The 26,381-nt window shown below is 60.7% G+C and carries 18 protein-coding genes and 1 tRNA gene; 14 read left to right on the top strand and 5 right to left on the bottom strand.

All coding sequences use genetic code 11. From position 1 onward, the window contains the following. The 3 genes from RB548_RS01725 to RB548_RS01735 are packed head-to-tail and all read left to right on the top strand — an operon-like array spanning position 1 to position 2,884. A complete protein-coding gene (locus RB548_RS01725) occupies positions 1-1,143 on the top strand; it encodes an ABC transporter ATP-binding protein (RefSeq protein WP_331375046.1) in 1,143 nt (380 codons plus the stop codon). Positions 1,144-1,147: 4 nt separating this feature from the next. Continuing rightward, positions 1,148-2,059, top strand: coding sequence for an ABC transporter permease subunit (locus RB548_RS01730; RefSeq protein ID WP_331373344.1), 912 nt, complete (start codon positions 1,148-1,150; stop codon positions 2,057-2,059). Between the two features lie 3 nt (positions 2,060-2,062). Continuing rightward, the gene (locus RB548_RS01735) at positions 2,063-2,884 is read left to right on the top strand and encodes an ABC transporter permease subunit (protein ID WP_331373345.1); all 822 of its coding nucleotides are present in this window, start codon (positions 2,063-2,065) and stop codon (positions 2,882-2,884) included. A gap of 66 nt (positions 2,885-2,950) precedes the next feature. Here the strand turns inward: RB548_RS01735 and RB548_RS01740 are convergent, their stop codons facing one another. Continuing rightward, positions 2,951-4,774 (bottom strand): AsmA family protein, encoded by a 1,824-nt coding sequence (locus tag RB548_RS01740; protein WP_331373346.1) that lies wholly within the window; start codon positions 4,772-4,774, stop codon positions 2,951-2,953. Positions 4,775-4,947: 173 nt separating this feature from the next. Here RB548_RS01740 and RB548_RS01745 point away from each other — a divergent pair, with 173 nt between their 5' ends. Next, positions 4,948-6,900 (top strand): acetoacetate--CoA ligase, encoded by a 1,953-nt coding sequence (locus RB548_RS01745; RefSeq protein ID WP_331373347.1) that lies wholly within the window; start codon positions 4,948-4,950, stop codon positions 6,898-6,900. 508 nt (positions 6,901-7,408) lie between these two features. On the opposite strand, the gene RB548_RS01750 is transcribed toward RB548_RS01745, so the two are convergent. Both RB548_RS01750 and RB548_RS01755 read right to left on the bottom strand, forming a co-directional pair. Then, the gene (locus tag RB548_RS01750) at positions 7,409-9,091 is read right to left on the bottom strand and encodes an ABC transporter permease (RefSeq protein WP_331373348.1); all 1,683 of its coding nucleotides are present in this window, start codon (positions 9,089-9,091) and stop codon (positions 7,409-7,411) included. Between the two features lie 92 nt (positions 9,092-9,183). Then, the gene (locus RB548_RS01755; protein WP_331373349.1) at positions 9,184-12,579 is read right to left on the bottom strand and encodes a PAS domain S-box protein; all 3,396 of its coding nucleotides are present in this window, start codon (positions 12,577-12,579) and stop codon (positions 9,184-9,186) included. Positions 12,580-12,824: 245 nt separating this feature from the next. Between RB548_RS01755 and RB548_RS01760 the strand changes: the two genes are divergently transcribed. The 3 genes from RB548_RS01760 (at position 12,825) to RB548_RS01770 (ending at position 14,058) form a co-directional block, all read left to right on the top strand. Beyond that, positions 12,825-13,274, top strand: coding sequence for a phasin (locus tag RB548_RS01760; protein WP_331373350.1), 450 nt, complete (start codon positions 12,825-12,827; stop codon positions 13,272-13,274). Positions 13,275-13,511: 237 nt separating this feature from the next. After that, positions 13,512-13,588: transfer RNA gene (locus RB548_RS01765), tRNA-His, on the top strand. 338 nt (positions 13,589-13,926) lie between these two features. Continuing rightward, positions 13,927-14,058, top strand: a complete 132-nt coding sequence (locus tag RB548_RS01770; RefSeq protein WP_331373351.1) for a hypothetical protein — start codon at positions 13,927-13,929, stop codon at positions 14,056-14,058. Positions 14,059-14,770: 712 nt separating this feature from the next. On the opposite strand, the gene RB548_RS01775 is transcribed toward RB548_RS01770, so the two are convergent. Further along, entirely contained in the window at positions 14,771-15,007 is a 237-nt protein-coding gene (locus RB548_RS01775) for a hypothetical protein (RefSeq protein WP_331373352.1), read from the bottom strand. 127 nt (positions 15,008-15,134) lie between these two features. On the opposite strand from RB548_RS01775, the gene RB548_RS01780 reads away from it, so the two are divergent. Genes RB548_RS01780 through RB548_RS01790 form a run of 3 tightly spaced genes read left to right on the top strand, consistent with a single transcriptional unit; the run spans position 15,135 to position 16,125 of the window. After that, positions 15,135-15,449, top strand: a complete 315-nt coding sequence (locus RB548_RS01780) for a hypothetical protein (RefSeq protein ID WP_331373353.1) — start codon at positions 15,135-15,137, stop codon at positions 15,447-15,449. After that, complete coding sequence (locus RB548_RS01785; protein WP_331373354.1) at positions 15,449-15,877, top strand: hypothetical protein; 429 nt, start codon at positions 15,449-15,451, stop codon at positions 15,875-15,877. Before RB548_RS01780 ends, RB548_RS01785 begins: the two co-directional genes overlap by 1 nt. A gap of 2 nt (positions 15,878-15,879) precedes the next feature. Beyond that, entirely contained in the window at positions 15,880-16,125 is a 246-nt protein-coding gene (locus tag RB548_RS01790; RefSeq protein WP_331373355.1) for a hypothetical protein, read from the top strand. Here the strand turns inward: RB548_RS01790 and RB548_RS01795 are convergent. After that, entirely contained in the window at positions 16,109-16,666 is a 558-nt protein-coding gene (locus RB548_RS01795) for a hypothetical protein (RefSeq protein ID WP_331373356.1), read from the bottom strand. The two genes, RB548_RS01790 and RB548_RS01795, sit on opposite strands and share 17 nt — an antisense overlap. Before the next feature lie 168 nt (positions 16,667-16,834). Here RB548_RS01795 and RB548_RS01800 point away from each other — a divergent pair, with 168 nt between their 5' ends. The 4 genes from RB548_RS01800 (at position 16,835) to RB548_RS01815 (ending at position 26,376) form a co-directional block, all read left to right on the top strand. Continuing rightward, positions 16,835-21,472, top strand: a complete 4,638-nt coding sequence (locus tag RB548_RS01800; RefSeq protein ID WP_331373357.1) for an NACHT domain-containing protein — start codon at positions 16,835-16,837, stop codon at positions 21,470-21,472. 535 nt (positions 21,473-22,007) lie between these two features. Further along, positions 22,008-23,441, top strand: a complete 1,434-nt coding sequence (locus tag RB548_RS01805; RefSeq protein WP_331373358.1) for an IS1182 family transposase — start codon at positions 22,008-22,010, stop codon at positions 23,439-23,441. 1,132 nt (positions 23,442-24,573) lie between these two features. After that, entirely contained in the window at positions 24,574-25,422 is an 849-nt protein-coding gene (locus RB548_RS01810; RefSeq protein ID WP_331373359.1) for a helix-turn-helix domain-containing protein, read from the top strand. Between the two features lie 45 nt (positions 25,423-25,467). Then, positions 25,468-26,376, top strand: a complete 909-nt coding sequence (locus RB548_RS01815) for an AraC family transcriptional regulator (protein WP_331373360.1) — start codon at positions 25,468-25,470, stop codon at positions 26,374-26,376. Positions 26,377-26,381 lie beyond the last annotated feature (5 nt).

Raw genomic sequence — 26,381 nt, forward strand, 5'->3', positions numbered from 1 at the left:
ATGAAGTCTCTAGGCAGTATCCGGCGGTCCTTCGCCCCATGGGCGGATCCGGCCTCCAAACCATTCATTTCCTTCAAGAACGTAACCAAGAAGTTCGGAGACTTCACCGCCGTCGACGACCTTTCGCTGAACATTTACACCCGGGAGTTCTTCGCCCTTCTGGGTGCCTCGGGCTGCGGAAAATCGACGTTGCTGCGCATGCTTGCCGGTTTCGAGCAGCCGACGTCGGGCGAGATCATTCTCGACGGCCAGAATCTCGCGGGCATTCCGCCGTATCGGCGACCGGTCAACATGATGTTCCAGTCCTACGCGCTATTTCCTCATATGACCGTCGAAAGCAACATCGCCTTCGGTCTGAAGCAGGACGGCATGCCGAAGCCGGACATTGCCGAGCGCGTTGCGCAGATGCTGAAGCTCGTCAAGCTCGAGAAATTCGCCAAGCGCAAGCCGCACCAGCTTTCCGGCGGCCAGCGCCAGCGCGTGGCGCTCGCCCGCTCGCTTGCCAAGCGCCCGAAGGTGCTGTTGCTCGACGAGCCGCTGGGCGCCCTCGACAAGAAGCTGCGCGAGGAAACCCAATTCGAGCTGATGGACCTGCAGCAGGAACTAGGCCTGACCTTCGTCATCGTCACGCATGACCAGGAAGAGGCCATGACCATGGCCGACCGCATCGCCGTCATGAGCCACGGCAAGGTCATTCAGGTGGCGACGCCGGCGGAAATCTATGAAGCGCCGAATTCGCGCTTCGTCGCGGACTTCATCGGCGACGTGAACATTTTCGACGGCACGGTTGCCGCTGCGGAAGAGGGCAGGGTTCGCGTCGAGACGGCGGGCGGCGTTCCGATCCGGATGGCCTCGTCGGCGAAGCTGTCGACGGGAGCCAGGGCTGCCGTTGCGGTTCGGCCGGAAAAGATCCGGGTCACCCGGCAGGCGCCTGCCCACGCGCCGCTCAACGCAGCCGAAGGTGAGATCTGGGACATCGGCTATCTGGGCGACATGACCGTCTTCCACATTCGTCTGAAGGACGGCAAGGTCATCAAGGCATCGTCGCTGAATGCCGTGCGCGCCGTCGAGGATCCGCTTGGCTATGACCAGCAGGTGTGGATCTCGTTCAGCGAAGACGCGGGCGTGGTGTTGAAGGATTGAAGCCATGGCAAAAATTGCGTCAGCCTTCGTCAGCCGTCTGGTCATCATCGTTCCCTATGCCTGGCTGCTCTTTTTCTTTCTCATTCCCTTTTTCATCGTCTTCCGCATCTCGCTTTCGCAGACGGCAGTTGCCATGCCGCCCTATACGCCGGTCTTCGATCTGGCCGACGGCCTTTCGGGCATCCTCGAAGGAATGCGCGAGTTCTCCCTCGACAACTATGTCTGGTTGACCGAGGACGTACTCTATTTCAACGCCTATATTTCGAGCCTCATCATCGCCGCCGTTTCCACTTTCCTGACGCTTTTGATCGGCTATCCGATCGCCTACGGAATGGCGCAGGCGCCGCGTTCCGTCCGTCCGACACTGTTGATGCTCGTGATCCTGCCCTTCTGGACGAGCTTCCTGATCCGGGTCTACGCCTGGATCGCGATCCTGAAACCGGAAGGTCTGCTCAATCAGTTCCTGATTACCATTGGCGTCATCGATCAACCGCTCATCATCCTCAACACCAACTGGGCGATCTACATCGGCATCGTCTACTCCTATCTCCCCTTCATGGTGCTGCCGATTTATTCGGCACTCGAGAAGATGGATCAGACGCTGACGGAGGCGGCTCAGGACCTCGGCTGTACGCCGATCACCGCCTTCTGGCGGGTGACGTTCCCGCTGTCGCTTGCGGGCGTCGTGGCCGGCTGCCTGCTGGTCTTCATTCCGGCGGTCGGCGAGTTCGTCATCCCGGACCTGCTTGGTGGATCGGAAACTCTCATGATCGGCAAGACCCTTTGGAACGAATTCAATGCCAACCGCGACTGGCCCGTTTCCTCGGCGGTCGCCACGCTCCTCCTGCTTATCCTGGTTCTCCCGATCGTCTATTTCCAGAATGTGCAGGCAAAAGCCGACAGCGAGGGGAGATAGACGATGGAAAAGTGGTCGCGCTTCAACATCGTCTCCATCGTCCTCGGCTTCGGCTTCCTTTACCTGCCGATCGTGCTTCTGGTGATTTTCTCGTTCAACGAGTCCAAGCTCGTCACCGTCTGGGCCGGCTTTTCGACGCGATGGTACGGCCAGCTCTGGCACAACCAGGCCCTGCTTGATGCTGCCTGGGTGACCATTCGCGTCGCGCTGCTGTCGGCGACTGTCGCGACGGTGCTTGGAACGCTGGCGGCGATCGCGCTCGTGCGCTACACCCGCTTTCGCGGCCGGGTGCTGTTCTCTGGCATGGTCTACGCGCCGCTGGTGATGCCGGAGGTGATCACCGGCCTGTCACTGTTGCTGCTGTTCGTCGCCATTGGGTTCGATCGCGGCTTCTGGACGATCACGCTCGCCCATATCACTTTCACCATGTGCTTTGTCGCCGTGGTGGTTCAGTCGCGTCTCTTGAGCTTCGACCAGTCGATCGAGGAGGCGGCGCTCGATCTCGGCGCGACGCCGGTCAGGACGTTCTTCGAAATCACGCTGCCGGTGATTGCGCCAGCGGTCTTTTCCGGCTGGGTGCTTGCCTTCACCCTGTCGCTCGACGATCTGGTGATTTCGAGCTTCACGACGGGGCCGGGTGCCACCACCCTGCCCATGAAGATCTATAGCCAGGTGCGCCTCGGGGTGACGCCGGAAATCAACGCGATCTGCACGATCCTGATCGGCGTCGTCGCGTTCGGGGTGCTCGTCGCCTCGATCGTGACGAAGCGTCGGGAGGTGCAGCGGGAGAGGGACGAGCGCGCTGCATTTGCCGTGGTAGGCTGACCGCCCGAAGCGGGATGAGGAAAAATGTATCCCGCCCTACATCGCCCGAGCGTCTATCAGACGCACCTATTGCGGCTCAACGAGGACGGAGAGCGGCGAGATGACCGCATTCGGCCAGGACCCACCGACGAAGAAGCGCAGCGGTTGGTTGATCGTCTCCGTGTTTTCCAGCATTCCGGCAAGCGCGAGGCTTCCCGTGCGGTTAGGGATGACGCCGGTAACTGACAAGCTACCTGACGGTCCGGCAAAATTCGCTCGGTTCAGCCGGGCCACGCCGCCGCCGAAGGTGGCGTCAATCTCGGCCGCCTGGAAGTCGAACACCCCGGCACTCGCCTGCGAGAGAGAAAAGAATTCCCCCCTTCGGATGAGATCGATGAAGGCATTCGCATCGAATCCGGCGAGGCTGCCATTTGCCAGCGAGAAAGTCAGGCTGCCCGAAAGATCGGCAGCGCTGGTCGCCCAGACGGCTTGGTCCGTCGCAAGGTCGAGAGTGAGCGTGCCCCTGCCGCTCGGCGTCGGGCCCTTCAGACCGAAACTGTTAAGTACGGCGGCGAAGTCGGCATCCTTGAGGCTCATCTGCAGCCTACCGCCATGTTCCAACCCCTTGTCCGAGAGCACCAGGCGGCCGCTGAGAACACCGTTTGCGTAGGTACTGTCGCCGATGTCGAGCGATGCCCGGTTGCGATTGATGATGACACCGGCCGCTACGTCGGTGAGACGCAGCGGACCGACGAGTACTTCCTGCGATGAAAGCCGCACATCTGCGCGCCAAGCGCCGGTCAGGTTCTCCGCCACCCGCCATTGTGGGGCGCTTGCGTCCGCTGGCTTCGCAGTCGGGAGACTGAGGCCGTTGAGATCGATGCTGTCGAAGGCGAGCGTTCCCTCGATACGCGGCGTGTCGCCGGCCGGGAAGGCGACGTCCAGGACGCCGGTCGCGGTGGCGCCACCCATCGCAAGTTGCAACTCATCGAGCTTGAGCGTCGTTTCGCCGGTCGCCACCATGGCATCGATGCTGAAGGCACCTGCGGGAAGCACTGCCGACGAACCGCCCCGATACCAGGCAAGAAGCGCTGACAGCGAGGGGGCGGATGCCTGCAGATGGCCGGAGGCAAAGGGATACATAGAAAGATTGCCGATACCTTCGAAGGAGAAGGTCAAAGGGGTGGAGGTCAGCGAGGTCCTGAGCGACGCATTGCCGCCGGCAAAGAGGGCCAGCGGTTGGTCGCAGATCAACGCCCAGTCAATAGCCTCGCCGCCGATGGTCGTCGAAAGCTGTGCGCTGATGCGCTCGGCAAAGGACGGCCATTTGACAGTTCCGGAAATGGCCGGAACGTCGATGTTCAGGCCACCGCCGGCCATTTGGTCGAGGATCCGCACCCGCCCGTTTTCGATCGTTATGTCGCCGAAGGGTGTATCCTCACCGGTCGTCGTCTCGGTGAGGCTCAGCCAGTGCGGCCGTTTCCAGTTGACCGTTCCGTCGGCGGCGCGCTCGATGGTGACGACCGGATCGACGAATCGGATATCGTCCAGCACCGGATCGCCGCGAAGGGCTGCGAGCAAGCTGAAGGATGCGGTGATGCGGCCGACATGGGCAAGCAGGCGCGGGTTTGGCTCGTTCGATTCGATGGTTGCGGAGGGTAGAGTAATTTCAGGCTCCGGCCAGAACCGGACCTCGGGTTCGCCGCCAATCCTGCTTTTACCGCCCGACCAGGCATCGAGCATCCGTTCCATCGTCGCGCGGGCATCCGTCGTCGAAATGACCAGCGGCAGCGCGGCGTTGTAGGCGACGGCGAGGCCGACGCCGACCGCGGCGGACCAGACGAGGTGGCGCCGGCCGATCCGCGACCAGAGGCCGGAACTGCGCAATATCTGCAGGATTTGTCTCGTCATTTCGGTTGGGTTGCCGTTGCCTCTCGGGTCAAGCCGTCTGGATAGGCCTTCGGCCTGGAGAAAGCAAATCCGACTGGCATGGAAATGTCGTCATCGCGATGCCGAACCTGGCGCGTGCTGTTTATTTTGCGTTGCAGCATGGTATAGAAACACGCAGAGGAGTGGAGGAGAGCATGCAAGCAGATCGACCTTTGTGGGTTCCTAGTGCCGAGGTTCTCGAGCGAAGCCCGATGGCGCAATTCATGGCGTGGTGCGGGCAACGTTTCGACCGGAATTTTGCCGACTACGACTCTTTCCATGACTGGTCCGTGGCCGAGCGAGGTGACTTCTGGACCGCGGTCTGGGACTATTGCGGGGTCGTCGGCGACCGCGGGGAGAGAGCGCTTATCAATGGCGAGCGAATGCTTGATGCCCGCTTCTTTCCCGACGCAACGCTGAATTTCGCCGAGAACCTGCTGCGCAAGAGCGGCGATGGCCTCGCGGTGGTCTTTCGGGGTGAGGACAAGGTCGCCTGTCGCCTTTCCTGGGATGATTTGCGCGCCCTGGTGTCGCGCCTGCAGCAGGCAATGAAGGCCAAGGGCATCGGCAAGGGGGACCGCGTCGCTGCGATGATGCCGAACATGCCCGAGACAATCGCATTGATGCTGGCGACCGCTTCGATCGGCGCCATCTGGTCGTCCTGCTCGCCCGATTTCGGCGAGCAGGGTGTTCTCGACCGCTTCGGTCAGATCGGCCCGAAACTGTTCATCGCCTGCGACGGCTATTGGTACAACGGCAAGAGGCAGGACGTCGCCGGTAAGGTGGGCGCCGTCGCCGCCACGCTGGGCGTGCCGACCGTCATTGTTCCTTATGCGGGTGATAGCGCCTCGGTGGCAGCGGCGACCGAAGGCGGCGTCACGCTGGCCGATTTCATTGCCCCCTTCGAGGTCAAACCGCTGGCGTTCGAGCAGCTGCCATTCAGCCATCCGCTCTATATTCTGTTTTCCTCCGGTACCACCGGCGTGCCGAAATGCATCGTGCATTCTGCAGGCGGAACGTTGCTGCAGCACCTCAAGGAACACCGCTTCCACTGCGGCTTGAAGGAAGGCGAGAGGCTCTTCTACTTCACCACGTGCGGCTGGATGATGTGGAACTGGCTGGCATCGGGTCTGGCGGCAGGAGCCACGCTCTGCCTCTTCGACGGCTCGCCCTTCTATCCGGACGGCAATGTCCTCTTCGACTATGCGGCGGAGGAACGGTTCGCGATCTTCGGCACGTCGGCGAAATATATCGACGCCGTGCGCAAGGGTGGCTTCACGCCGGTGAGCACGCACGACCTGTCGGCGCTCCGTCTGTTGACGTCCACCGGTTCGCCGCTTTCTCCGGAAGGTTTTTCTTTCGTCTACGAAGGCATCAAGTCGGACATCCAACTTGCCTCGATCTCTGGCGGCACTGACATCGTATCCTGCTTTGTGCTCGGCAATCCCCTGAAGCCGGTCTGGCGCGGCGAAATCCAGGGCCCCGGCCTGGGGCTTGCCATGGATGTCTGGAACGACGAGGGCCAATCCGTGCGCGGCGAGAAAGGGGAACTCGTTTGCACCAGGGCCTTTCCTTCGATGCCCATCATGTTCTGGAACGACCCCGAGGGCGCCAAGTACCGCGCGGCCTATTTCGAGCGTTTCGACAACGTCTGGTGTCACGGCGATTTTGCCGAATGGACGCCGCATGGCGGCATCATCATTCATGGGCGTTCCGATGCCACGCTCAATCCGGGTGGCGTGCGGATCGGCACGGCGGAGATCTATAACCAGGTCGAGCAGATGGAGGAGGTCGCCGAGGCCCTCTGCATCGGCCAGGATTGGGAGGATGATGTACGGGTCATCCTCTTCGTCCGGCTGGCGCCGGGAGCCGAATTGACCGACGAACTGACAAAGGTCATCAAAAACCGCATCCGCGCCGGTGCTTCGCCGCGTCACGTGCCGGCGAAGATCATTGCCGTCGCCGATATTCCGCGGACCAAATCGGGCAAGATCGTCGAGCTTGCGGTTCGCGACGTCGTGCATGGCCGGCCGGTCAAGAACAAGGAAGCGCTCGCGAACCCCGAGGCGCTAGACCTGTTTGCCGGGCTCGATGCATTGAAAAGCTGATTATTTGAGCGGAACGGCGGCTTCTGCGCCTTGCCGCCTTCCGATCGCCAGTCATGCGGTCGCGCGTTAACCAGTTCGCGTCCCGCGAATTAACCAAATCATCGGAGTTGCGCGCGACTGCCTAAGATTGTTGGATAAAAAAGTAAGATCTTGTTTACATTTGGGGGTGCATGGTCGAACCAACTTGAGGCCGACCAGTCAAGGGCCGGTGCCGCAGCAGCGATGTTGCTGCAGACATGATGTCACCTTTTCTCGAGCATTTGTTGGTTAGCATTGACTTCAGAGGCGGCTTTCGGCTGCCTCTTTTTTTGTCTGTTTTGTCTGCGAGCGGCCGGCTTCCGCTGTGACGGTTAGAACAACGCAACTCCGGACGGAAAACCGTTACACACTTTTCCTGGAATTGCTTCAGAGCGCCGTGCGTTCAAGTGAACGCACAAAGGACGCTCTAGCACTTTGATTCTAGAGCATCTTATCCGCTTTCAGTGATTCCCCTTGAAAGCGGGATGCTCTAGGGACGGCGTTCCAGCGATCTCGACACCAGGATCACCGGGATCATGCCGGCGATGACGATGATCATCGCCGCGACGGAGGCGTCTTCGACCTTGGCGCGCGAGGCGTCCTCGTAGACCAGAGTAGCAAGCGTGTTGAAGTTGAACGGTCTCAGCATGATGGTCGCCGAGAGTTCCTTCATCGTCTCGATGAAAACGAGCAGGGCCGCCGTCAGCACCGCCGGTCGCATCATCGGCAGGAGCACTGTTCGCAGCGTCTGGCCGCTCGTGCGTCCAAGTGCGCGCGCCGCCATGTCGAGATGCGGCGACAATTTCTGGAAACCGGCCTCGAGCGTGCCTTCCGCCATCGTAAGGAAGCGGACGGTGCAGGCGTAGACGATGGCAAAGCCGGTGCCGCTCATCAGCAGGCCGGTCGAAATTCCGAACGTATCTCTCATCTGCGCATCGACGGCGTTATCGAGCGCTGCCAGCGGAAAGAGCACGCCGATCGCGAGAACCGTGCCGGGCACACCATAGCCGAAGGAGGCCAATCGGCCGGCTGCTTCCGTGGTGCGCGAACGCCCGGTGCGGGCGGCATAGGCAAGCACAAATCCCAGAAGCACCGCGACGAGCGCTGTCAGGGCGGAAACCAGAATGCTGTGCAAGAGCGCATTCAGAAGGCGCGGGGCCAAAAACTGATCCATGCGGTTCAGCGCGTAATTTCCGAGAATAAAGAAGGGAACGCCGAAGCCGGAGAGCACCGGCAGCAGGCAGGCGATCGTTGCCGCCCATTTTTTCCAGCCCGACAGTGTAAGCCTGGCAAGATCGTGGACGGCGGCCGTTGTCTTCTGGCTGGAGAAGCGCTGCCTGCGACGGGCGGCGCGCTCGACCATCATCAGGGCGACGACGAAGAGCAGCATGATACAGGCAATCTGTGCGGCGCCAGCCAGGCTGCCGCGGTTAAGCCAGGTATCGAAGATCGAGAAGGTCAGCGTCTGGACGCCCAGGAACTCGACCGCACCGATGTCGTTAAGCGTTTCCATGGCGACGAGCGTCAGGCCGATCATGATGGCAGGCCGCGCCATCGGGATCTGGATCCGGAAGAACACCTTGAGCGGGCCGGCGCCGAGCGTGCGCGCCACGTCCGCGGCCGCGCGCCCCTGCATCAGGAACATCGAGCGGCAGGCGAGATAGATATAGGGATAGAGCACCGAGCTCAGCACGAGCACCGCGCCGCCGAGCGAGCGCACGTCCGGAAACCAGTAGTCCCGGCTCGTCTGGAAGCCGAAGATGAGCCGGATCAACCCCTGGACCGGACCGGTGAAGGTGAGAAGTTCGCCGAATGCGTAGGCCGCGAGGTAGGCGGGTATCGCGAGTGGCAGTACGAGCGCGGCAGAAAGGAAGCGGCGCAGCGGAAACTCGCAACTCGCCACCAGCCATGCAGTCAGGATACCGATAAAAGCTGTTGCCGCACCCGTAAGCGCGACGAGCAGCAGCGTTCGCCCCGTCGCGCGCGGGATGACGTTCTCGATAAGATGCGGCCAATCGGCGCTGCCGCCGGAAACGGCAAGCCAGCCAATCGCGAGCATCGGCATCAGCACGATCGCCGAGGCGAGCACGGCCCAGATTGCGAGCAACGGATGACCAAGGCCCGTCCCGGAGCGGGCATAGCGTCTTCTGAGGCTCTTGGATGTGGACTGCAAGCGATCGGTTCCGAGGCGAAGCGGCAAGGTGGCGACTGCCGGAACCGGCAAACTGGCTCCCGCGAGTCAACATTTCCTTACAGCATTCGTGCTCAGTTCGCCAAGACGCGTTGCGATGGGAAGGAAATTTCGACAAGCGTGCCTTCGTTCGGCGTGGAGTTGATCGAAAACTGTGCGCGGTTCGCCTCGGTCATCGCCTTGGTCAGCGGCAGTCCGAGGCCGGTGCCGTCGCCGCGCTTGCGCCCGCCGGTCGTCACCTGACGGAAGGGCTTCATCGCCTGGTCGAGCTCGCTGCGTGTCATGCCGATCCCGGTGTCGCGGATCCGCAGGATGACGCTTCCATTCCCCTCGTAGGACGTAGACACGACGATCTGGCCGCCGGACGGGGTGAAGCGGATGGCGTTCGCGAGAATATTGAGTGCGATCTGCTTGATGGACCGGCCGTCCGCGACGACCGCCGGAACGGACGCCGAGAGCGAGGTGCGGATGATCACGCGCTGGCTGTTGGCCTGTGGTTGCACCAGCGACACCGCTTCGGAAACCGCATCGTTGATATCCACGGCACTGAAATCGAGGTCCATCTCGCCAGCCTCGATCTTCGAGATGTCGAGCAGATCGTTGACGATGTCGAGGACGTGCCTGCCGGAGCGGCCGATATCCCCGGCATATTCGATGTAACGGGGATGGCCGACCGGGCCGAAATGCTCGCTTGCCATCATGTCGGAAAAACCGATGATGGCGTTCAGCGGCGTGCGGATCTCGTGGCTTACCCTCGCCAGGAACTCCGTCTTGTGCGCGTTGGCCGTTTCGGCGGCGCGCTTGGCATTCCGCAGTTCCTCCTCGGTCCGCTTCCATTGCGTGATGTCGCGGATGACGGCACAGTAACCGTTGGACGAAGAAAGCCGTCCGATGGTCATGAACAGCGGGATGAAGCCTCCATTCGCCTCGCGGCCGATCACTTCGCGGCCGTCGTTGAGCACGCTCGCGACGCCATGGCCGGCAAGACCCTGCAGATAGTCGAGCACCGCTTTCTGGCTCTCATGGGCGAAGAGCGCGGCGAAGGGTTTTCCGCGGATCTCGTCTTCGTCGTAGTTGAAGAGCGCACTTGCCGAACCGTTCATCGTCCGCACGTCGCCTTCCTGCCCGAGGATGACGACGCCGTCGGTCGCAGTCTCCAGGATGGAGCGAAGCTCGTCGATTTCCATCCGCAGGCGGCTTGCTTCGCCCGCAGTTCCATCGCCATCGCGTGTCGCTTGTGCGCCGTCGCTCCCGTTTGCCGGGGCGAGCGCAAGCATGAGCGCGCTTTTCCCCTCCCATCGGATCGAATGAAGATGCGCGTTCACCGATGCAAGTTGGCCGTTCTGGCGGATCAGCGTCATCGTTCCGTCCGGCTCATCGACGATGTCGCCGCCGTGGGCGAAGAGCGCGTCAAGGCCGCCTTCCCGCGAGAAGCTCTCAAGATCGCTATATCCCGTCAGCTGGAGGAACTCCGGGTTGGCATGCAGCAATTCGTCGCCGTAGTGCACGAGAAGACCGACAGGCAGGCGGTCGAGGATCTCGCTGCTCATTCCCACGGCCGGGCGCGGGGTAGGAAGCGTTTCATCGTCGGCTGGAGGTGCTTCCTGAGCGACGGTCGCTTTCGTCTCATCTGCCTCTTCGGTATCGGGGGCGGCGCTCGAGGGCGGCTCCTTTGTCGGCTTTGTCGGCGCCGATTCAGAGGCCGGTTCCTCGATGTCCTCGCTCTCCCCGCGTGTTCCGAAATGTTCGCCGAGTTGCCTTGCAATTTCGCGAAAGGCGGCTTGTTCGCCCCGCGTCAGCGTCCCGGCCGTCCCCGGCCTGCGCTCGTCGAGGTCCACAATCTTGCCGGACGATGGGCGCTCGGGCGCGTCCACGACGCGCAGTGCCGGACGCTCGCCGTGGAAGGGATCTTCTGGCTCGGCCGAAACCGTTGCGGAGTCGAAGTCCACCCATTCCTCGTCGCGATCGGGCGCCTCGTCGTCGGCCGCGACGTCGGAACCAGGTCCTGCTCCGGTCTCTGTCCGCTCTCCATGAGCGATGGTCTCGTCCTCGCTCTCCGGTGGCAGGGCAGCCGGCCGAGGCTCAGCGGTGCGACCGAGCTCCATTCCTCTGGCCCTCTCGTCGATGACCGCGTCTGCGACTCGGACGATCCCGAAGCCGCGAAAGCCGTCGAATTCCCGAGACCGTGAATAGGTGGGAAGCGCGGCGAGGTCGACGGGCACCTTCAGGCTCGTTCCCTCGACCGGCCAAAGAATCGTCTTGCCCGACCAGGTGTCGCGCCGGCGCAGGAGCTCGTTGATCCGATGGTCCGGGTCGAGACCATAGCGCTGCGCGAGATCGGCAAATGTCTCGCCGATCACATCGGCAGCCTTGGGACCGACGGCCGAGGCAAACTCCTCCGAGATCTCGCTGAACCGCCCCTCCGCGTCTATTTTCCATACGAAGCGGACGGCACGACCGCCGGGCGTGAATGCAAAGCCGGGAGCATGGGTCTCGCCGGCATCGTCGCGCTTTGCGGCTGGCTCGGTTGCTCCGGCAGGCTCATCGGGATTGGCAGGCTCCGCGGCGGCCGATGTCGTTTCGTCCGGCCCAAGCGCCAATTCACCTTGATCGTCCGGCGCGCCCGCACCGTCATTCGCATCCTGCTCCGCATCCGCCGGCACCGTCGCCGTGTCCGGGAGTCCCGGGCGAGGCGGCTCCTCCATCGCCGGCAGGTCGTCGGCGGCAGGTTGGTCGAGGCTTTCTGTCGGCGACGGCAGATTGTCGTCCGTTCCTTCCGATGCCGCTTCGGAATCGAGATCCTCGAAGACGGCTTCCACCGCGAACAGAAGGTGCAGGGTCGGGTGGTCGGATATCTTGCCGATCGCAGCGGGAAGCTCGCCCTTCCTGGTCAGGACCGGGCGCTTGATCAACCGGTCTCTATCGCGCGCAACGTCCGAAACGAGTGTGCGGCGAACCTCCTCCGACAGACCCAGTTCATCGAAACCGGAAGACTGCGCAAGGATCGCGCCGTCGCCGTCGAGCACGGCCATATGCGTGTCCGGTCCGTCGAGCCCCGCGATCATCCGGGCGGCGCGCTCCTCGGTCGTCAAGGCCTTCCCGTTATGAGGGGTGGTGAAGAGCACCGCATCTTCGCCCGGGCGGATGCGGATCAGTTCCACGGACGCATTCAAGGGCAGGCGCCTGAAGCCGGCGGATATCCGAACCAGCAATTGCCGGCGGTCGCCGACCGCTGAGAGCTGCGTCGCTGCTGTACGCAGCTGGCGAAGCGAGAGATCGTTCGGATCGAGAGCAGCATCGATGAAATCGTAGACGGATGCGATGCCGAACAGGCTCGCGCCCTGGTCGTTGGCCCACAAGACGCGACCGAGATCCCTCGAAAACAGGACAGACGCATCCCCCTTGGCAAAATGATCGCGCACCCGTGCGTGCACGGCAATGTCGATGAAGGGATACTGTCTCTCGGGCATGGGCAGGCCTATTGACGGATCGCTTGCGCGTTAACAGTCTATTAATACCCGGCCCGTCCGCGAGGGTCCAGCAATGGCGCGCCGTCGACAACGCCTTTTGCCGCGCAAGGTTAATAGGCCTCAGGTTAATGAGCCTCGATTTGTGCAATGCACAATTTTTGTTGCAATGCACAACGAAATCGTTTATATAATGGGCAGCAACCAACCGGCGCCTCTGAAGAGGGCCACACCAAGGAGCGCTTACCATGGCTACCAAGAAGACCGACGATGCATTTTCCCTTTCCTCCTTCGACCCGGCCAAGTTTGCCGACAGCTTCCGCGAATTCGCCGAAAAGGGCGCCACGCAGTCGAAGGAAGCTTATGCCAAGATGAAGACCGCTGCCGAAGAAGCGACCAAGGCCGTGGAAGCGACGCTTGAAAACGCTCAGACCGGCACCGTCGAACTCGGTCTCAAGGCCATCGATGCGCTGCGCACCAATGCCGAAAATTCCCTTTCGCACATGGAATCGCTGCTCGGCGTGAAGTCGCTTTCGGAACTGGTCGAACTCCAGACCGCCTTCATCCGTAAGCAGGCCGAACTTGCCGTCGAGCAGGCGAAGACCATGCAGGACGCGACGAAGAAGGTCGCCGAAAACGTTGCCAAGCCGGGCAAGGACGCCGCTGAAAAGGCGATGTCGAACCTCAAGAAGGCCTGATCGGCTGCTGCATGATTCCTCAGATCGGAATCGATTTGAGGACAAAATCATGCAGCGATTGAAAGTGCTACAGCGACCTTTGCGCGTCTCAAAAGACGCGTGGCGCGCCTCACATCATCAGAAAGACCGGGTGGCTTGCCATCCGGTCTTTTTGCAGGATAATCACAAGTTAAGGCTTGCAAATCAGCGGCAGTGCCCGTATGTGAGCCGCCAAGCGACACATGTCGCATTCCAAGTGCGGTTGTAGCTCAGTTGGTTAGAGCGCAGGTTTGTGGCACCTGAGGTCGGTGGTTCGAGACCACCCAACCGTACCATTTCTTTCCAAGCCCACATTATTCAATAAATCAACGGTTTGAATGCCGTCCTCCCTGCCTCAAAAAGTACCGTCAAATCGCGTGAAAATCGGGGTGTTATGAAGGCCCATAACATTCCCATAACATTTCTTCAGTGTTGACAATAAAGAACGGAACGGGATCGGAGGCGTCTCATCGCCTGTGCGACTCGCAAATGTCAGGTCGACATCACCCTGATTCTCGTTCAAACATCGCAGGGCTGAGGACCTGCCGACCCCGGCACGGCTGCGGCTGCTCTCGCGGGCGTGACGGTAAGTTGGGGACGGATACCGGCCGACAGCGATGATGACGAGCTAACGGTGGAAAAGGCTCCAGTCGAACCCAAGGTCGATCCGCGCGCCGAAACCAATCAATTGCTCAAAGGAATCAAGACTGCTGTCTGGGCATTGTTCGGCGTCGTGGCGGCGGCCGCCATACTTCACCTCCGGTGAGCAACGGCGATGCCGAACTCGTGGACCTTACTCAAAGACAAGCGCTGTCCCGCATGTAACCGACGACGACCGCGCCGTGCGAGGGTATCGATTGATCGACACCTTGACTCTTTTGGCAAGGAGAACAAGATAGGAATAAATTCTCAGGGCGGCAATGAAGTTCCAACTCGACAATGAAGCACCGAAGCAGCATAGACCTTGCAGACCCCGTGCAAGACGACTGGGGACCACTCGAGCACATCTATGCGGTGGAAGTCTGGACCGATATGCCGGAGTCTGGAGGCGAGCGTCTGGAGACCATTTCGCGAGCTACCGATTTCCAGGTGTCGATTGCCGCCTATAGGGCCGCTATGAGGCAGCGGCCAGGGAAGGCGATCATTCACCTCAACGGCCGGCACAGGATGTCATGCCAAACCGCCCCGGACCCACCGCTCCCTCTCGGGGTCGGCCGACCAGGCGGCGGGATCGGCCGTATCCAGACCACAGCAGTCACGAAGAGACCGCCTCAGGCTTTCCGAACTCGAGGAGTGGTATCTGCTCGGGGGCAGGTGTTCGAAGTGCAGACACCAGGGCTGGCTTGATCACAGTGCCATCGGTCGCCGCTTTGGGAAGAACGTAATCCTCGTGTCTCTCATGCCGAGGCTCCGCTGCACCGCATGCGGAAACAGGCATAGGAACACCCTGTGCGCAGGCAAGATCAAACGGCGAGCGATTACAGCGCTGAGTAGATCGCCCACGCAGTACCTCCGAGGACGGCCGCCGCCGCGATAAGCGTGAAGTACGCCTCAAGATACGGTCGCTTCCGCTCTTTCCAGGCTTTCATCCGGCGGGCGTTTGACTTCCTGACGAGATCGCCTGGATCGTCTTCCGGGATAGGCTGCATGACAGGTGGCGAATCCTGGTTGAGGTCGATCCAATGCTCGATAATTTTGGGATGCTTCAACTTCAAGATTCGTTCGCCCGGTTTCGCCCTGCCTCCGTTAACGGTTCGATCGCCAAAATCAAGCAGTAGGCTTGAATTCGCAACCTATCCGCGTCATGTGTGATGAAGACAACTTCGTTGACGGAGGCATCACATGGCTAATTTCGGCAATCCCGCGTTTGGCGCTGCCATGGGCAACGCGGGCGGAATGGCTCTCATCGCGGCCGGAGCGGTAGGCCTCGCATCTGCTATCGGCGACGGGCTCGCGGCCGCGGCTGAAGCCCGCTACCAGGGGCGCTACAATGATGCCCTAACGACGGCTATCAATCATGCCGGGGAAATGGAAGCCATGGCCCGCAAGGCTATGGAGCTGCTGGCCGAACTCGAAGCGGAAAACCATCGTCTCCGCGCCGCATGCCGCCAGCGCCAGGAGGTCATCGACCTCCTGAAGGCCAAGGCGCGCGCATAATGTCGGATATCAGTGAAAAAGAATGGCAGCGCATCCGGCAGCATTACGGCGATCTCGCGTATGAGCATCCGGAGATGCATAGCATGATGCTCGATCTCCTCGATACGGACGCCCTCGACAAGGCGCTCGGGACGGATGAGCCGCGCACGAACTTCAAACGCAGCGTGTTAGGAGCATACGCTGACGGCCGTCTCTCTGAGCAGCAAGCTATCGACGCACTCGACCCGAGGGATTCCGCGGAGCTGCTCGTCGCGCTCGGAGATGCCGGGCTACCGATGCCGCAGCCATCGGCAGCCGAAGTCCGCGGGCAGGCAGAGACCGTTGCAAGGTTCTTTCTCGAAAACCGGGAAGCCAAGGTCTCCGAGGTTCTGGAAATCGTATCGAGAGCGCCGGACGTTACGGCCGATCCTGATGACGAACTGAAATGAAAATGGCCCTCGACGACATTGAGCAAGCCATTCGCACACTGATTCGACAAGTCGACGAGCTCGCGGTGCGGATGACTGACCAACTCGCGGCTTTCGGTAGGCTGCAAGGTGAGCGGACGGCATTGCTTGGCGACCTCAACGCGCTCCACCGCGAAAACCGGGCTGCCGCTGGACGCATGAGAGCGCGGCTCGAGCACATTGCGGATGGCATCGATGCGATCCGCAATGCCCTCATACTGACATCCTGAAAACTCGGGACTGCTCGGATTTGAGCATTCTCGACCTGACTTTCCAGAGCATGCGTTCCTCGGCCGTCACTTGCTTCGGCGCAAGCTCGGCCGCCGAAGCCCGCGGCTTGATAACCGGAACACCGTGGATTCCGTGATCGCGAGCTTCGACAAACTTCCTGACGGCTCCGAGTCCTGCCTGCGCCAGAGCGCGCAATTCGTTGTCGTCCATGGTGAGCAGGGTCGCTCGTACGTCCGCCTTCAGTCCGCCCAAGTCGATTGTCGTGCGCGCATGTGCCGGAGCCTTGGCGTACTTGATGACGCTGGAAACGCCGTCGCGATCCTGATCGTGAACAGCGGCCCGCCGCGCACGTGCCTCCTCGAACTCGTCGAGGATCTGGCTCGCGCTGACATCTGGTTTGTAATCCGAGTTTGGCATGCCGCCTGCGCCGCTACCGAACACCAGACTGAACGGCCAGCGGACCAACTGCTCGGTCCAGCGCAGGACGCCCAGCGTTCCGCGCCATAGGCTTGCCAATGCAGCTGCAATCGCTTTCAACATTCTATGCTCTCTCCGCCTCTGTTGTTGCAGACAGATTGTTGTCGTGTCGGCGGCAAGCAACAAATCGTCGGGGAGTTGCGTCAAGAACTGATCCATCCCCTGCTGAAAAACGCGTCGTTGGCCATATGGCGACTGGGTCAGCTGACCACATCCATGCTAGGTAGAAACATGAACATTTCAACGCCGCTATTTCTGCCATCGTCCGATACGTACATCGATCTCTGTAGGACCCTGAGGGATATTCACCTCGCAGGTGATCTCACCGATGATGTCGATCTGCTGCGGATGAAGGACCGCGGGGTAGGGCACACGTGGGAAAACCTCGTAAATGAGAAGCGCGTCGTCGTCCTTGCCGAAGCCGGGGCGGGCAAAACCTGGGAAATAAGGGAATTAGCGCGGAAGCTCAGAGACGAGGGCCGGGAAGCATTTTTTATCAGGCTCGAACTTATACCGCACAATTTCGATATCTCTTTCGAGGAAGGGATGTACGCACGCTTTCAGGCGTGGCTCAGTGGACAAGACGAGGGTTGGCTGCTTTTGGATTCGGTTGACGAGTCTCGGCTACGCGACCCCGGGGACTTCGAAATTGCTGTCCGCAGGCTGTCGAGCGTCCTCGGCCCCGCGAAAGTTCGCTCGCACATCGTGCTTACGAGCCGGGTCGGCGCGTGGCGCCCCAAGACCGATCTTTCACTTTGCAGTACGCACCTGCCGCATCCATCGCCCGCGGCGGTCGCTGTGGGTACGGGTTCCGTTAGCCCCGAACCGGACATCGACCTGGATTCCGACGATGATCTGGACGGCTACAACGAGCTCTTCGATGATGTTGTCCCGACAAAACAGGCCAGCCCCGCCGATCAGAACGCTACTGCGGGCTTTCGTATTCTCAGCCTTGAGGACCTCGACACGTCCCAAGTTAGGCTCTTCCTTACGGCGCGTGATGTCGAAGATGCGGATGCCTTCATCAGGGAGGTCGATCGTCGCGACGCGCAAGCCTTCACGGCGAGGCCGCAGGATCTCGACGAGGTAGTCGACTTCTGGCGCGCGAACGGCCGCATCGGTTCTCATCTGGAAATGATGAGAGCCTCGCTTTCGCGAAGGCTTGCCGAACACGACCAGCGGCGGGCGGATGTCCAAGGCCTTAGCGAGGAACGCGCGCGGGCCGGGGCCCGCTCACTGGCCGCAGCGGCGACACTCACCGGAGTCCCGGTGATCCGGGTCCCTGACGGCAACAGCAGCAGCGGCGGTATTCCGGCGTCGGCTATCCTGCGAGACTGGGGCGCGGCGGAAATCACGGCCTTGCTGCAGCTTCCCGTTTTCGACGGGGCGATCTACGGGACGGTCCGGTTTCATCATCGTTCGGTGCGAGAATACCTTGCCGCTGAATGGTTCGCTGACCTTCTGGGGAGAGCTCCGTCCAGACTTGGATTGGAGCAACTGTTCTTCCGTAAACAGTACGGTATCGAAATCCTGACCCCGATCCTTCGTCCGGTCTTGCCGTGGCTGGTGCTCCTCGACGAAGGCATCTGCGTGAAGGTACTCAACGTGTGCCCCGACGCGGCTTTGGAAGGGGGAGATCCGAGCCAGTTACCCGTGAACGACCGCAGGAAGATCCTGGCTGCGGTATGCGAGCAGCTTGCCTCCGGGACAGGATCACGCTCCGGCCCCGATTTCGAAGCGGTCCAACGTTTCGCTAGCGACGACATCGCCGACGATGTTCGCTCCCTTCTGAACCAGTATCGAGATCACGAGGAAGTTGCTCCGTTTCTTCTGAGGATGGTCTGGATTGGACGTCTGCGGGTGGTCATTCCGGAAGTTTTGCAATTCGCGACTAACCCGACACCGTCGGGCTATCGGCGGTTGACAGCTCTTCGGGCGCTTAACGCGATCGGGCTCGAGGAAGAGATTGCTCACGTCCGCGAGGCGCTTCTCGTGGAAGGCCAGATCGATCGCAAGCTGCTTTCTGAGTTGGTATCGGAACTTCCGTCCACGAGGCCGGCGGTCACCTGGCTACTGGCCGCAGTCGAAGCGACCGCGCCGAAGGTCAAATTTCACACTGATGATCTGACACGACAACTGACCTTGTTCGTGAAGCGCAGCGCACCCGGAGAATGCCGCGATTTAGTCATCGGGTTTGAGCGGCTTTTGAGCCGGCCGCCCTTTGTGGAGCGGATCTACAACGAAGTATCTCAAACGTTCGAGTGGCTTTTGACGCCCGCTGCCGCTGCCGTGCGGCAGTTGGCGGAGAGCCGTGATCCGGCATCGCTTTCAACGCCCAGCTTATCCGTGATTCGCCGTGTTAGCGGAGCCATTGCCTTCCAAAGCGACGAAGTACGCGACGGGGCGTACAAGCTCGACGCTCTCGTTGTCGCGTGGCCGGATCTAAACCGCGCCCAGTTCTGGTACGATGTCGGACAGATGCGCGGGGCTATGGCGAACAGAAGTCGCGGGCAGTTGATTGACTGGTGGCTAGCAAAAAATGTCGGAGCTCCGTGGATATTCGGCGTAGACGACTTCGACTTTGCCATCGACGCGATGAGTTCGAGAGATCTAATGGATGATCGTCTCGTCGGTCTTTCGCTTGCGTTCGAGATATACGCCTCGAACGGTCGGCCGAGGCGGTGGCTCACCATGATGAAGCGAGCCGCGGCAGTTCAACCGGAACTCGCTGCGCGGCTCAGCACCTTCTTGCATCCACCCCACAACCCGGAGGCGGCCAGGTACCGGGCGAACGAGCGCCAACGGGTCCGCAGGCTCGAAAGGCGAAGGGCGGAGGAGGCGGACAACGAGCAACGCGCGAGGGATTACCTTCAGGCAAACGTCGGCCAGATACGAGCAGATTTGTATGCCGACCCGACACTTGTACCGCGATCTCGCGCTGTTCGATATCTCTTCGACAAGACGCAAGAGTCTAACCGGGAAAGCGGATATTGGTCCGACGGCAACTGGCGCTCGCTCATAGAGTCTTTCGGCGGCGATGTTGCAGTGTTCTTCAAGGATATGGCCCTTGGTCACTGGAGAAACAACACGCCGATACTGTGCTCGGAGGGCGCACCCGCCCACGAAACTCCCTTCGTCATCATCCTCGGCCTTGCAGGTCTTGCGATTGAAGCCGTGGAATCGCCGGAGAACTTCGTGCGTTTATCTCCCCCGGAGGTCGAAACCGCATGTCGACACGCACTATGGGAACTAAACGGCTTTCCGACCTGGCTGTCGATAGTTTATCGACACAACATCCACGCGGTAACAGCGCTTTTTCTGAATGAGATCCGGTACGAACTCACGCTGCTGCCTTCCGGCGATAGGAGTAACGATGTACTGCGAAGAGTGAGTTCTTCCGGCGAATGGGCATGGGACACCCTCGCACCACCGCTGGCCGAGTTGATCGCGGAAGCCGAACCGGCAGACGCTCGTGCGCTCGGAAAGATCCTCAAGATTCTTAGAGGATCCTCGTTGTCCGACGGCCAACTGGCTCACATGGCGAGATTACGGTGCATCGAACTGCGGGGAGGGACTCACCCGGCCTTGTGGTTCGCTATGTGGATCGGCCTTGAGGGGAGTGTCGCTGTCGAAGCACTTTCGTCGCACCTTTCGGAACTAGGTGAGGAAGCGGCCACGAATCTGGCGATGGAAATCGCGGTCAACTTGTTCGGAAGTCGTTTCGATCACGATCCGGTTGCTAGAGACGGCGTTCGCGAGCCGTCCACTATGCGAAAGCTGCACGAGGTTTTCTCCAAGTACATACGACGAGCCGATGACATAAACCGCGCGAATTCTGGCGTCTACAGCCCCGGGCTCAGGGATAACGCGCAGGATGCAAGAGACAGCATTCTCAACTCTCTTGAAGAGACGCCCGGAAAAGACGCCTTCCTCGCAATCCGGGAGATCGTGCGGAGCCAGCCGGATCGACCCTGGTTACAACGGCTAGTGATAGAGAAAGCCGAGAGGGCAGGCGACATCGAGCGCTTCACCGCCGAAGAAATCCCGCCGCTGGCGGAGAACTTCGAACGGCTTCCGCGAAGCCCGCGGCAACTCGGAGATACCGCGGTTCTCCGGCTGGGACAGCTCAAGGAGAGAGTAGAGGTCAAGGGAGATATTGGCGTCGAAGCTTTAGACATTGACGATGTATCGGGTGTGACCGCGTTGCTGGAAGCGCACCTACGTGGTCGTGCCCTGGGTACATATTCTCTGCTTTCGACCACTGATGACCGGCGTGGGGCAACCATTTCGCTGCACGGCGTAGGGTATAACGGCTGCCAGCCCGCCATCGCTTTGCTTCCAAACCTCGTCAACGGAAAGAAAACCGATTTAGCGTCGTCGATTTCCGTTCTCGCGGACAACAGTTCCTCGCGCACGGGGGTCGTCGCCGTTTTCAACCTCGCGAAATCAAAAGGCTGGCATTGGCCGTGGTTGGCGCGACCAGACATTTCGAAGGCCGTTTCCACCATTAAAGCCGAGTGGGAAAAGCTCGAACCGGGGCTGGAGAACCTGGACGATGTCGGGATCGTCGGCATCGACCTGACAAAAGTGGCGCTCCCGGAGAACCGCAAGCGCGATGCGCTCGACCGGATGCTGGACTTCCTGAGGTGGTACACCGGCACGACTCTCATGAAGATCGGCGCAGCAATCGTGGCGTCGGGCCTTGGGACAATCACAGGGGTGCTGCAGTTCGTCATAGAGTGGGCCGTGGCTTATTTCTGGGAGATAAAGCTCGATATACCCGAGCAGGCGTCTTGGATCGGCTGGGCACTTCTGGCTATTGGCCTTGCCGTCGCGTTCTACGGTCACCATCAGCGTCCCACCCGCTGACCTGCCGCGCCGCGCAATATGGGGGGCATCGCCTCTCCGTCAACCCTCACCGAAGGAAGCAGTGGGCGACTTTGGCCAGCACTGATTGCCGGCCGTTAAACCGGTTTCGAAGGAGCATAACGAGACCGGGGGAAATCATCAAAAAGCCTCGCTTCACCTGAAAGTGTGAGCGCTACTGCCGAGGCGACAGGATATCTGTTTCTGATTTCCGATAAGGAATGTTATCGGAACTCAGCAGCGGACCGAGGCATCATAGCGTTTTGAACGTAAGGCCTCGTAGCTACAAACAAGCTACATTGAAAGCTCCCTTTCCATGGTCTTGTCAGCAAACTAGCAGCACTTGGTTGCGCCGACACGAATGCCCCAGAATTGACGGCGCTTAAATCCAGTCTTCCGCATAAGCGGTCGTGGGACATTGCCCGGAAAGCGCCAGCACCGGAAATGCCGGATGCTTTCCGAATGGCAGCGCAGGGTGGAGGCTGTGTGAAAACACCCGCGCATGATAGCCTACCTCGAGTTGAGCGGGAGATTCGGCATGGCGGGTTTCATCGAGGGGAAGGACCGCCGAGAACAGTCGTTCTTGCCGGAATGCCTCGATGACTATGTCGCCGAAGACAACCCAGTCCGCGTTGTCGATGTCTTCATTGACGAACTGGACTGGAGCGGATTGGGCTTTGCAGCGCCAGCGGCGACAGGGCGGCCGGGCTATAACCCCGCGACGATGCTGAAGCTCTACCTCTATGGCTACCTCAACCAGGTGCAGTCGAGCCGACGACTGGAGCGCGAGGCGGGCCGCAACATCGAGCTGATGTGGCTGACGGGCAAGCTGGCTCCCGACTTCAAGACGATCGCTGATTTCCGGCGTGATAACGGTGAGGCGATCCGCGCCATCTGCCGCCAGTTCGTCGTGCTCTGCCGGCAGATCGGCCTCCTTGCCGGTGGCACAGTTGCGGTGGACGGCAGTCGCTTCAAGGCCGTGAACACGCGCGATAAGAACTTTACGTCCGGCGCGATCCGCCGCCGCATGGAGCAGATCGATGCCAGCATCGAGCGCTACCTGGCCCTGCTTGACACGGCCGATCGTCAGGAGGACGAGGTGGCGGAGATGCGCAGGGATCGCCTGACGGAGCGCCTCGAACGCCTGCGCCAGCAAATGCGCGATCTGAAAGCGATGGAGCGCGCCATCGAGGCAGCACCCGACCGCCAGGTCTCGCTGACCGATCCCGATGCTCGCGCCATGGCCACCAACGGCAAGGGCACCGGCCTTGTCGGCTACAACCTCCAGGCGGCGGTGGACACGAAGCATCATCTGGTCGTGGCGCATGAGGTCACCAATGTCGGTCACGACCGCACCCAACTCGCCAGCATGGGCCAGCAAGCGAAGGAGGCGACCGGCGCGGATGAGCTGACCGTGCTGGCCGATCGCGGCTACTTCTCGGGCGAGGAAGTGCTGGCCTGCGATGCGGCGGGCATAAAGGCCATCGTGCCGAAGTCGCTCACCTCAAGCGGCCTGAAGCGTGGCTTCTTCGGCAAGCAGGACTTCGTCTTCGACGCCGACCGGGATCTGTATGTTTGTCCGGCCGGACAGGAACTGACCAGAGGCAGGATCCGATCGGATCGCGAGTGCGACGTCATCTTCTATCGCCATCTGACCGCCTGTTCGAGCTGCGAACTGAAGTCCCGCTGTACGCCCGAGAAGCTTCGGCGCATCCGGCGCTGGGAGCATGAGCAGGTGATCGACGCCATGCAGGCCAGGCTCGACCGCATGCCCGATGCCATGCGGGTGCGGCGGCAAACGGTCGAGCATGTCTTCGGGACCATCAAGGACTGGATGGGCCGAGGCCACTTCCTCACCCGGCGGCTCCCCAACGTCGGAACCGAGATGAGCCTCCATGTCCTCGCCTACAACCTCAAACGGGCGATCGCCATTCTCGGAGTACCGATGTTGATGAAGGCAATGAGGGCGTGAGCCCCTCAGACCGTCTGCGCGCCACCCAGATCCACGGCAGCAGGCGTTTCCACACAGCCTCGGTGGGAAACAGCCATTCGGCGTCGTTCCGCCGACGGGCTTAATAGCGCAATTGCAGACATTTGTACGCAAATTCTGCGGCCCGGTTGTCCCCGCGTCATCTTAGCTCTCGGTCACATCGCAACGGAAGATTTTGTTCCCCATTGATGCCGAAGCCTCTCTTTTTCGGCATCAAAGACGAAAATGAAGCAAGCCGTGTTTCGCAAAATAACCAGTTATCCGTGAAGGAATATTTGCACTTAGCCGCGTAGTTGAAGGGAACCAGAGATATTTGGTGATCGTGGTCATGCGCGCACCCCTGTAGCCAGAGAAGGCCGAAGTATGTCTCCTAAGTTGAAGCACCGGAAACGGGTGTACGGCATCGCTCGTCGACGGCGGGCGTATCGATCACCCGCACCTGAGGCGATCACAACGGATAGCGACCCGTGCTCCGTTTCGAGCGACAGAAACAGAGACCGCTTCGGGGCCCCATGAAAAACACCCGGCGGTAACGGTGAACGGCTGTGCGTCAAAATAGCCGCCCCTTTTACGCTCTTCGGGCGTGGTAATTTGACGCCATGAGCGGGGACGGGCACCTACAGCGCCGTGGGTCGTTTGAGAGGTACTAGACTAAGGTCGTCGTAGCACTTTGAAGTGCGGCATGTTCTAATCCTTGAATTCGCTCGCATTGATTGAAACGTACGGCCAAGGTCGTCACAGCGGGTGTCTCGGTCCTCACGCCTGGGCGAGATGGCCACAAATTTGAAGGACGGAAAGCATCCAGTAGTGATGTTGCAGCCGCCACCCCCTCGTCGCCAGGCTTACGGCGTCCGTCCGGGTCACGCAAAGTTACAAGGGCGGCAGTCATTTTGGGGCGTTAGAGAATTTGCTAGTCTCCGCGTACGCGCGGCGATACGTTGTGGTTGCAAAGCGGAATCTGGTCGCCGCGCTTCGCGCGAACTTTTCCAGTCAGAAGCGCGTGGCGACTGCTGTCGGGAGCTTGCCTTCCACCATGCCTACGGACTCGCGCAATGCTCAAGGTCGGTTGACGGCATTGTCCCACAAAGGGGCGGCGCGATCGATTCGTGTCAGAGTGGCAGCCAAGCAGTCGGAAATTCTGGTAAGCCTGGTGGAAGCAGGCGTGCAGGGCTTTCGCGGCGCTGATGCGCCGCCAGCGAAGGGTTTTGTTGCGGCCGTTCCGCTGCCCAATCGGGAGCAGGCAGGAGCGGCTGGTTCGGTAGTTGGACAAGAACAATCAGGGATTTACATCGCCGTTTCCGACGATCTGCCGCGGGTTTCCAGCGTGTGCTGCCAAGGCTTGCGCTACCTGCTGTTTTATTTTCCAACGGCCGCATTGCAGGTGATCGCACTGGAGTGCGGCTACGATTTCACGAGTGACCTCGGTTCCGCACCATTCGTCAGGACCAGTGACGATACCTTCTACCGACTTGCTTCCGCGCTCGAGGTGGCTTTTGCCCAAACTCAGGAGACTGCGAAACTGTTCGTGGACAGTGTCACGCGAGCCGCCGCGGTACATTTGGTAGCCAGCTTTGGCCGCAAGAGGGACGTCACGGCGTCAAAAGGCGGGCTCGCCCCATGGCAAGTGAAACGCGCCCGGGAGATGCTCGAGGCGAACTTGCAAAGGAGCGTTCCATTTTCTCAGATCGCCGCCGAATGTCGGCTCTCGGCACGCCACTTTTCCCGGGCCTTCAGTCAATCGATGGGCATGCCGCCGCAGCGTTGGCTGATCAAACATCGCGTGGAGACGGCCAAGCGGCTTCTGCGCAATCCTGACCTTTCGTTGCCGGCGGTCGCCAAGGAAGCGGGCTTCGCCGACCAGAGCCATCTGACACGAGTATTTTCCGAATGGGTTGGAGAGAGCCCAGGGTCGTGGCGGCGATCGAATATGGAGGCGCCGGCACCGCATGGTGAGGCAGGCTGACGGGAACGGCGTAGAGCATCACAATCGCTGAAGGAGGCGACGACCATGCAGGACAGCGAAGCTTATGGCGATCGGTTTGGCGACAAGTTCGGACTCGAGACGGCTCCTGTCTTTATCACGAGAACACTCCGCAATGCAGAAATCGCTGTGACCGAGATACGGTCGGACTATCCGCGGATCGGCTTGACGGACTCAATCGCTCGTGAAGACGGATACCTTGTGGGCCTTCAGATTCGCGACTATCCGCATCATGAGTACTGGGAAGACGGCAGGCAGGCGCCCCTGACTTCGCTCCGCTCCGGGGATTCGGTGTTTTACGACCTCAAGCGCGATCCGCTGGTGCTTATCGATAAGCCCTTCCACTCCATGCATTTCTATCTGCCACGTGTGGCCCTCAACGCGATTGCAGATGACACGGAGGCGCCGCAAATTGGCGAACTTGCCTATCAACCCGGGGCAGGGGTGCCCGACCCCGTGATCGCCGATCTCGGCTTGTCATTGCTCGGCGCATTTGGTCGTCCGGAAGAGGTGAGTCGCGTTTTTGTCGATCACGTCACGCTTGCGGTTGGCGTTCATGTCGCGCACAGATATGGCGGCATGCGTGTCTTGCGGCGCGAGCGCGGTCAATTGGCAATGTGGCAGGAGAAACGTGCCAAGGAGCTTCTGGAAGCCAACCTCGATGGAGATATTTCGCTCAGGGCACTCGCGATGGAATGCGGCTTGTCACGCAGCCACTTTACCCGGGCGTTCCGTGCGACGACGGGTGTTGCGCCACATCAATGGCTGCTGCAACGGCGAATAGAGCGAGCAAAAGACCTGCTTCACGATACCAAGCAGACCATCGCCGAAGTCGCCCTTTCATGCGGATTCGCCGATCAGAGCCATTTCACCAGGATATTCACCCGCGTTGTCGGCACGAGCCCTCATGCCTGGCGCCAATCCGTAAACTCTTGAACGAT

It is taken from the genome of Sinorhizobium chiapasense, from assembly GCF_036488675.1.
Taxonomy (GTDB): domain Bacteria; phylum Pseudomonadota; class Alphaproteobacteria; order Rhizobiales; family Rhizobiaceae; genus Sinorhizobium; species Sinorhizobium chiapasense.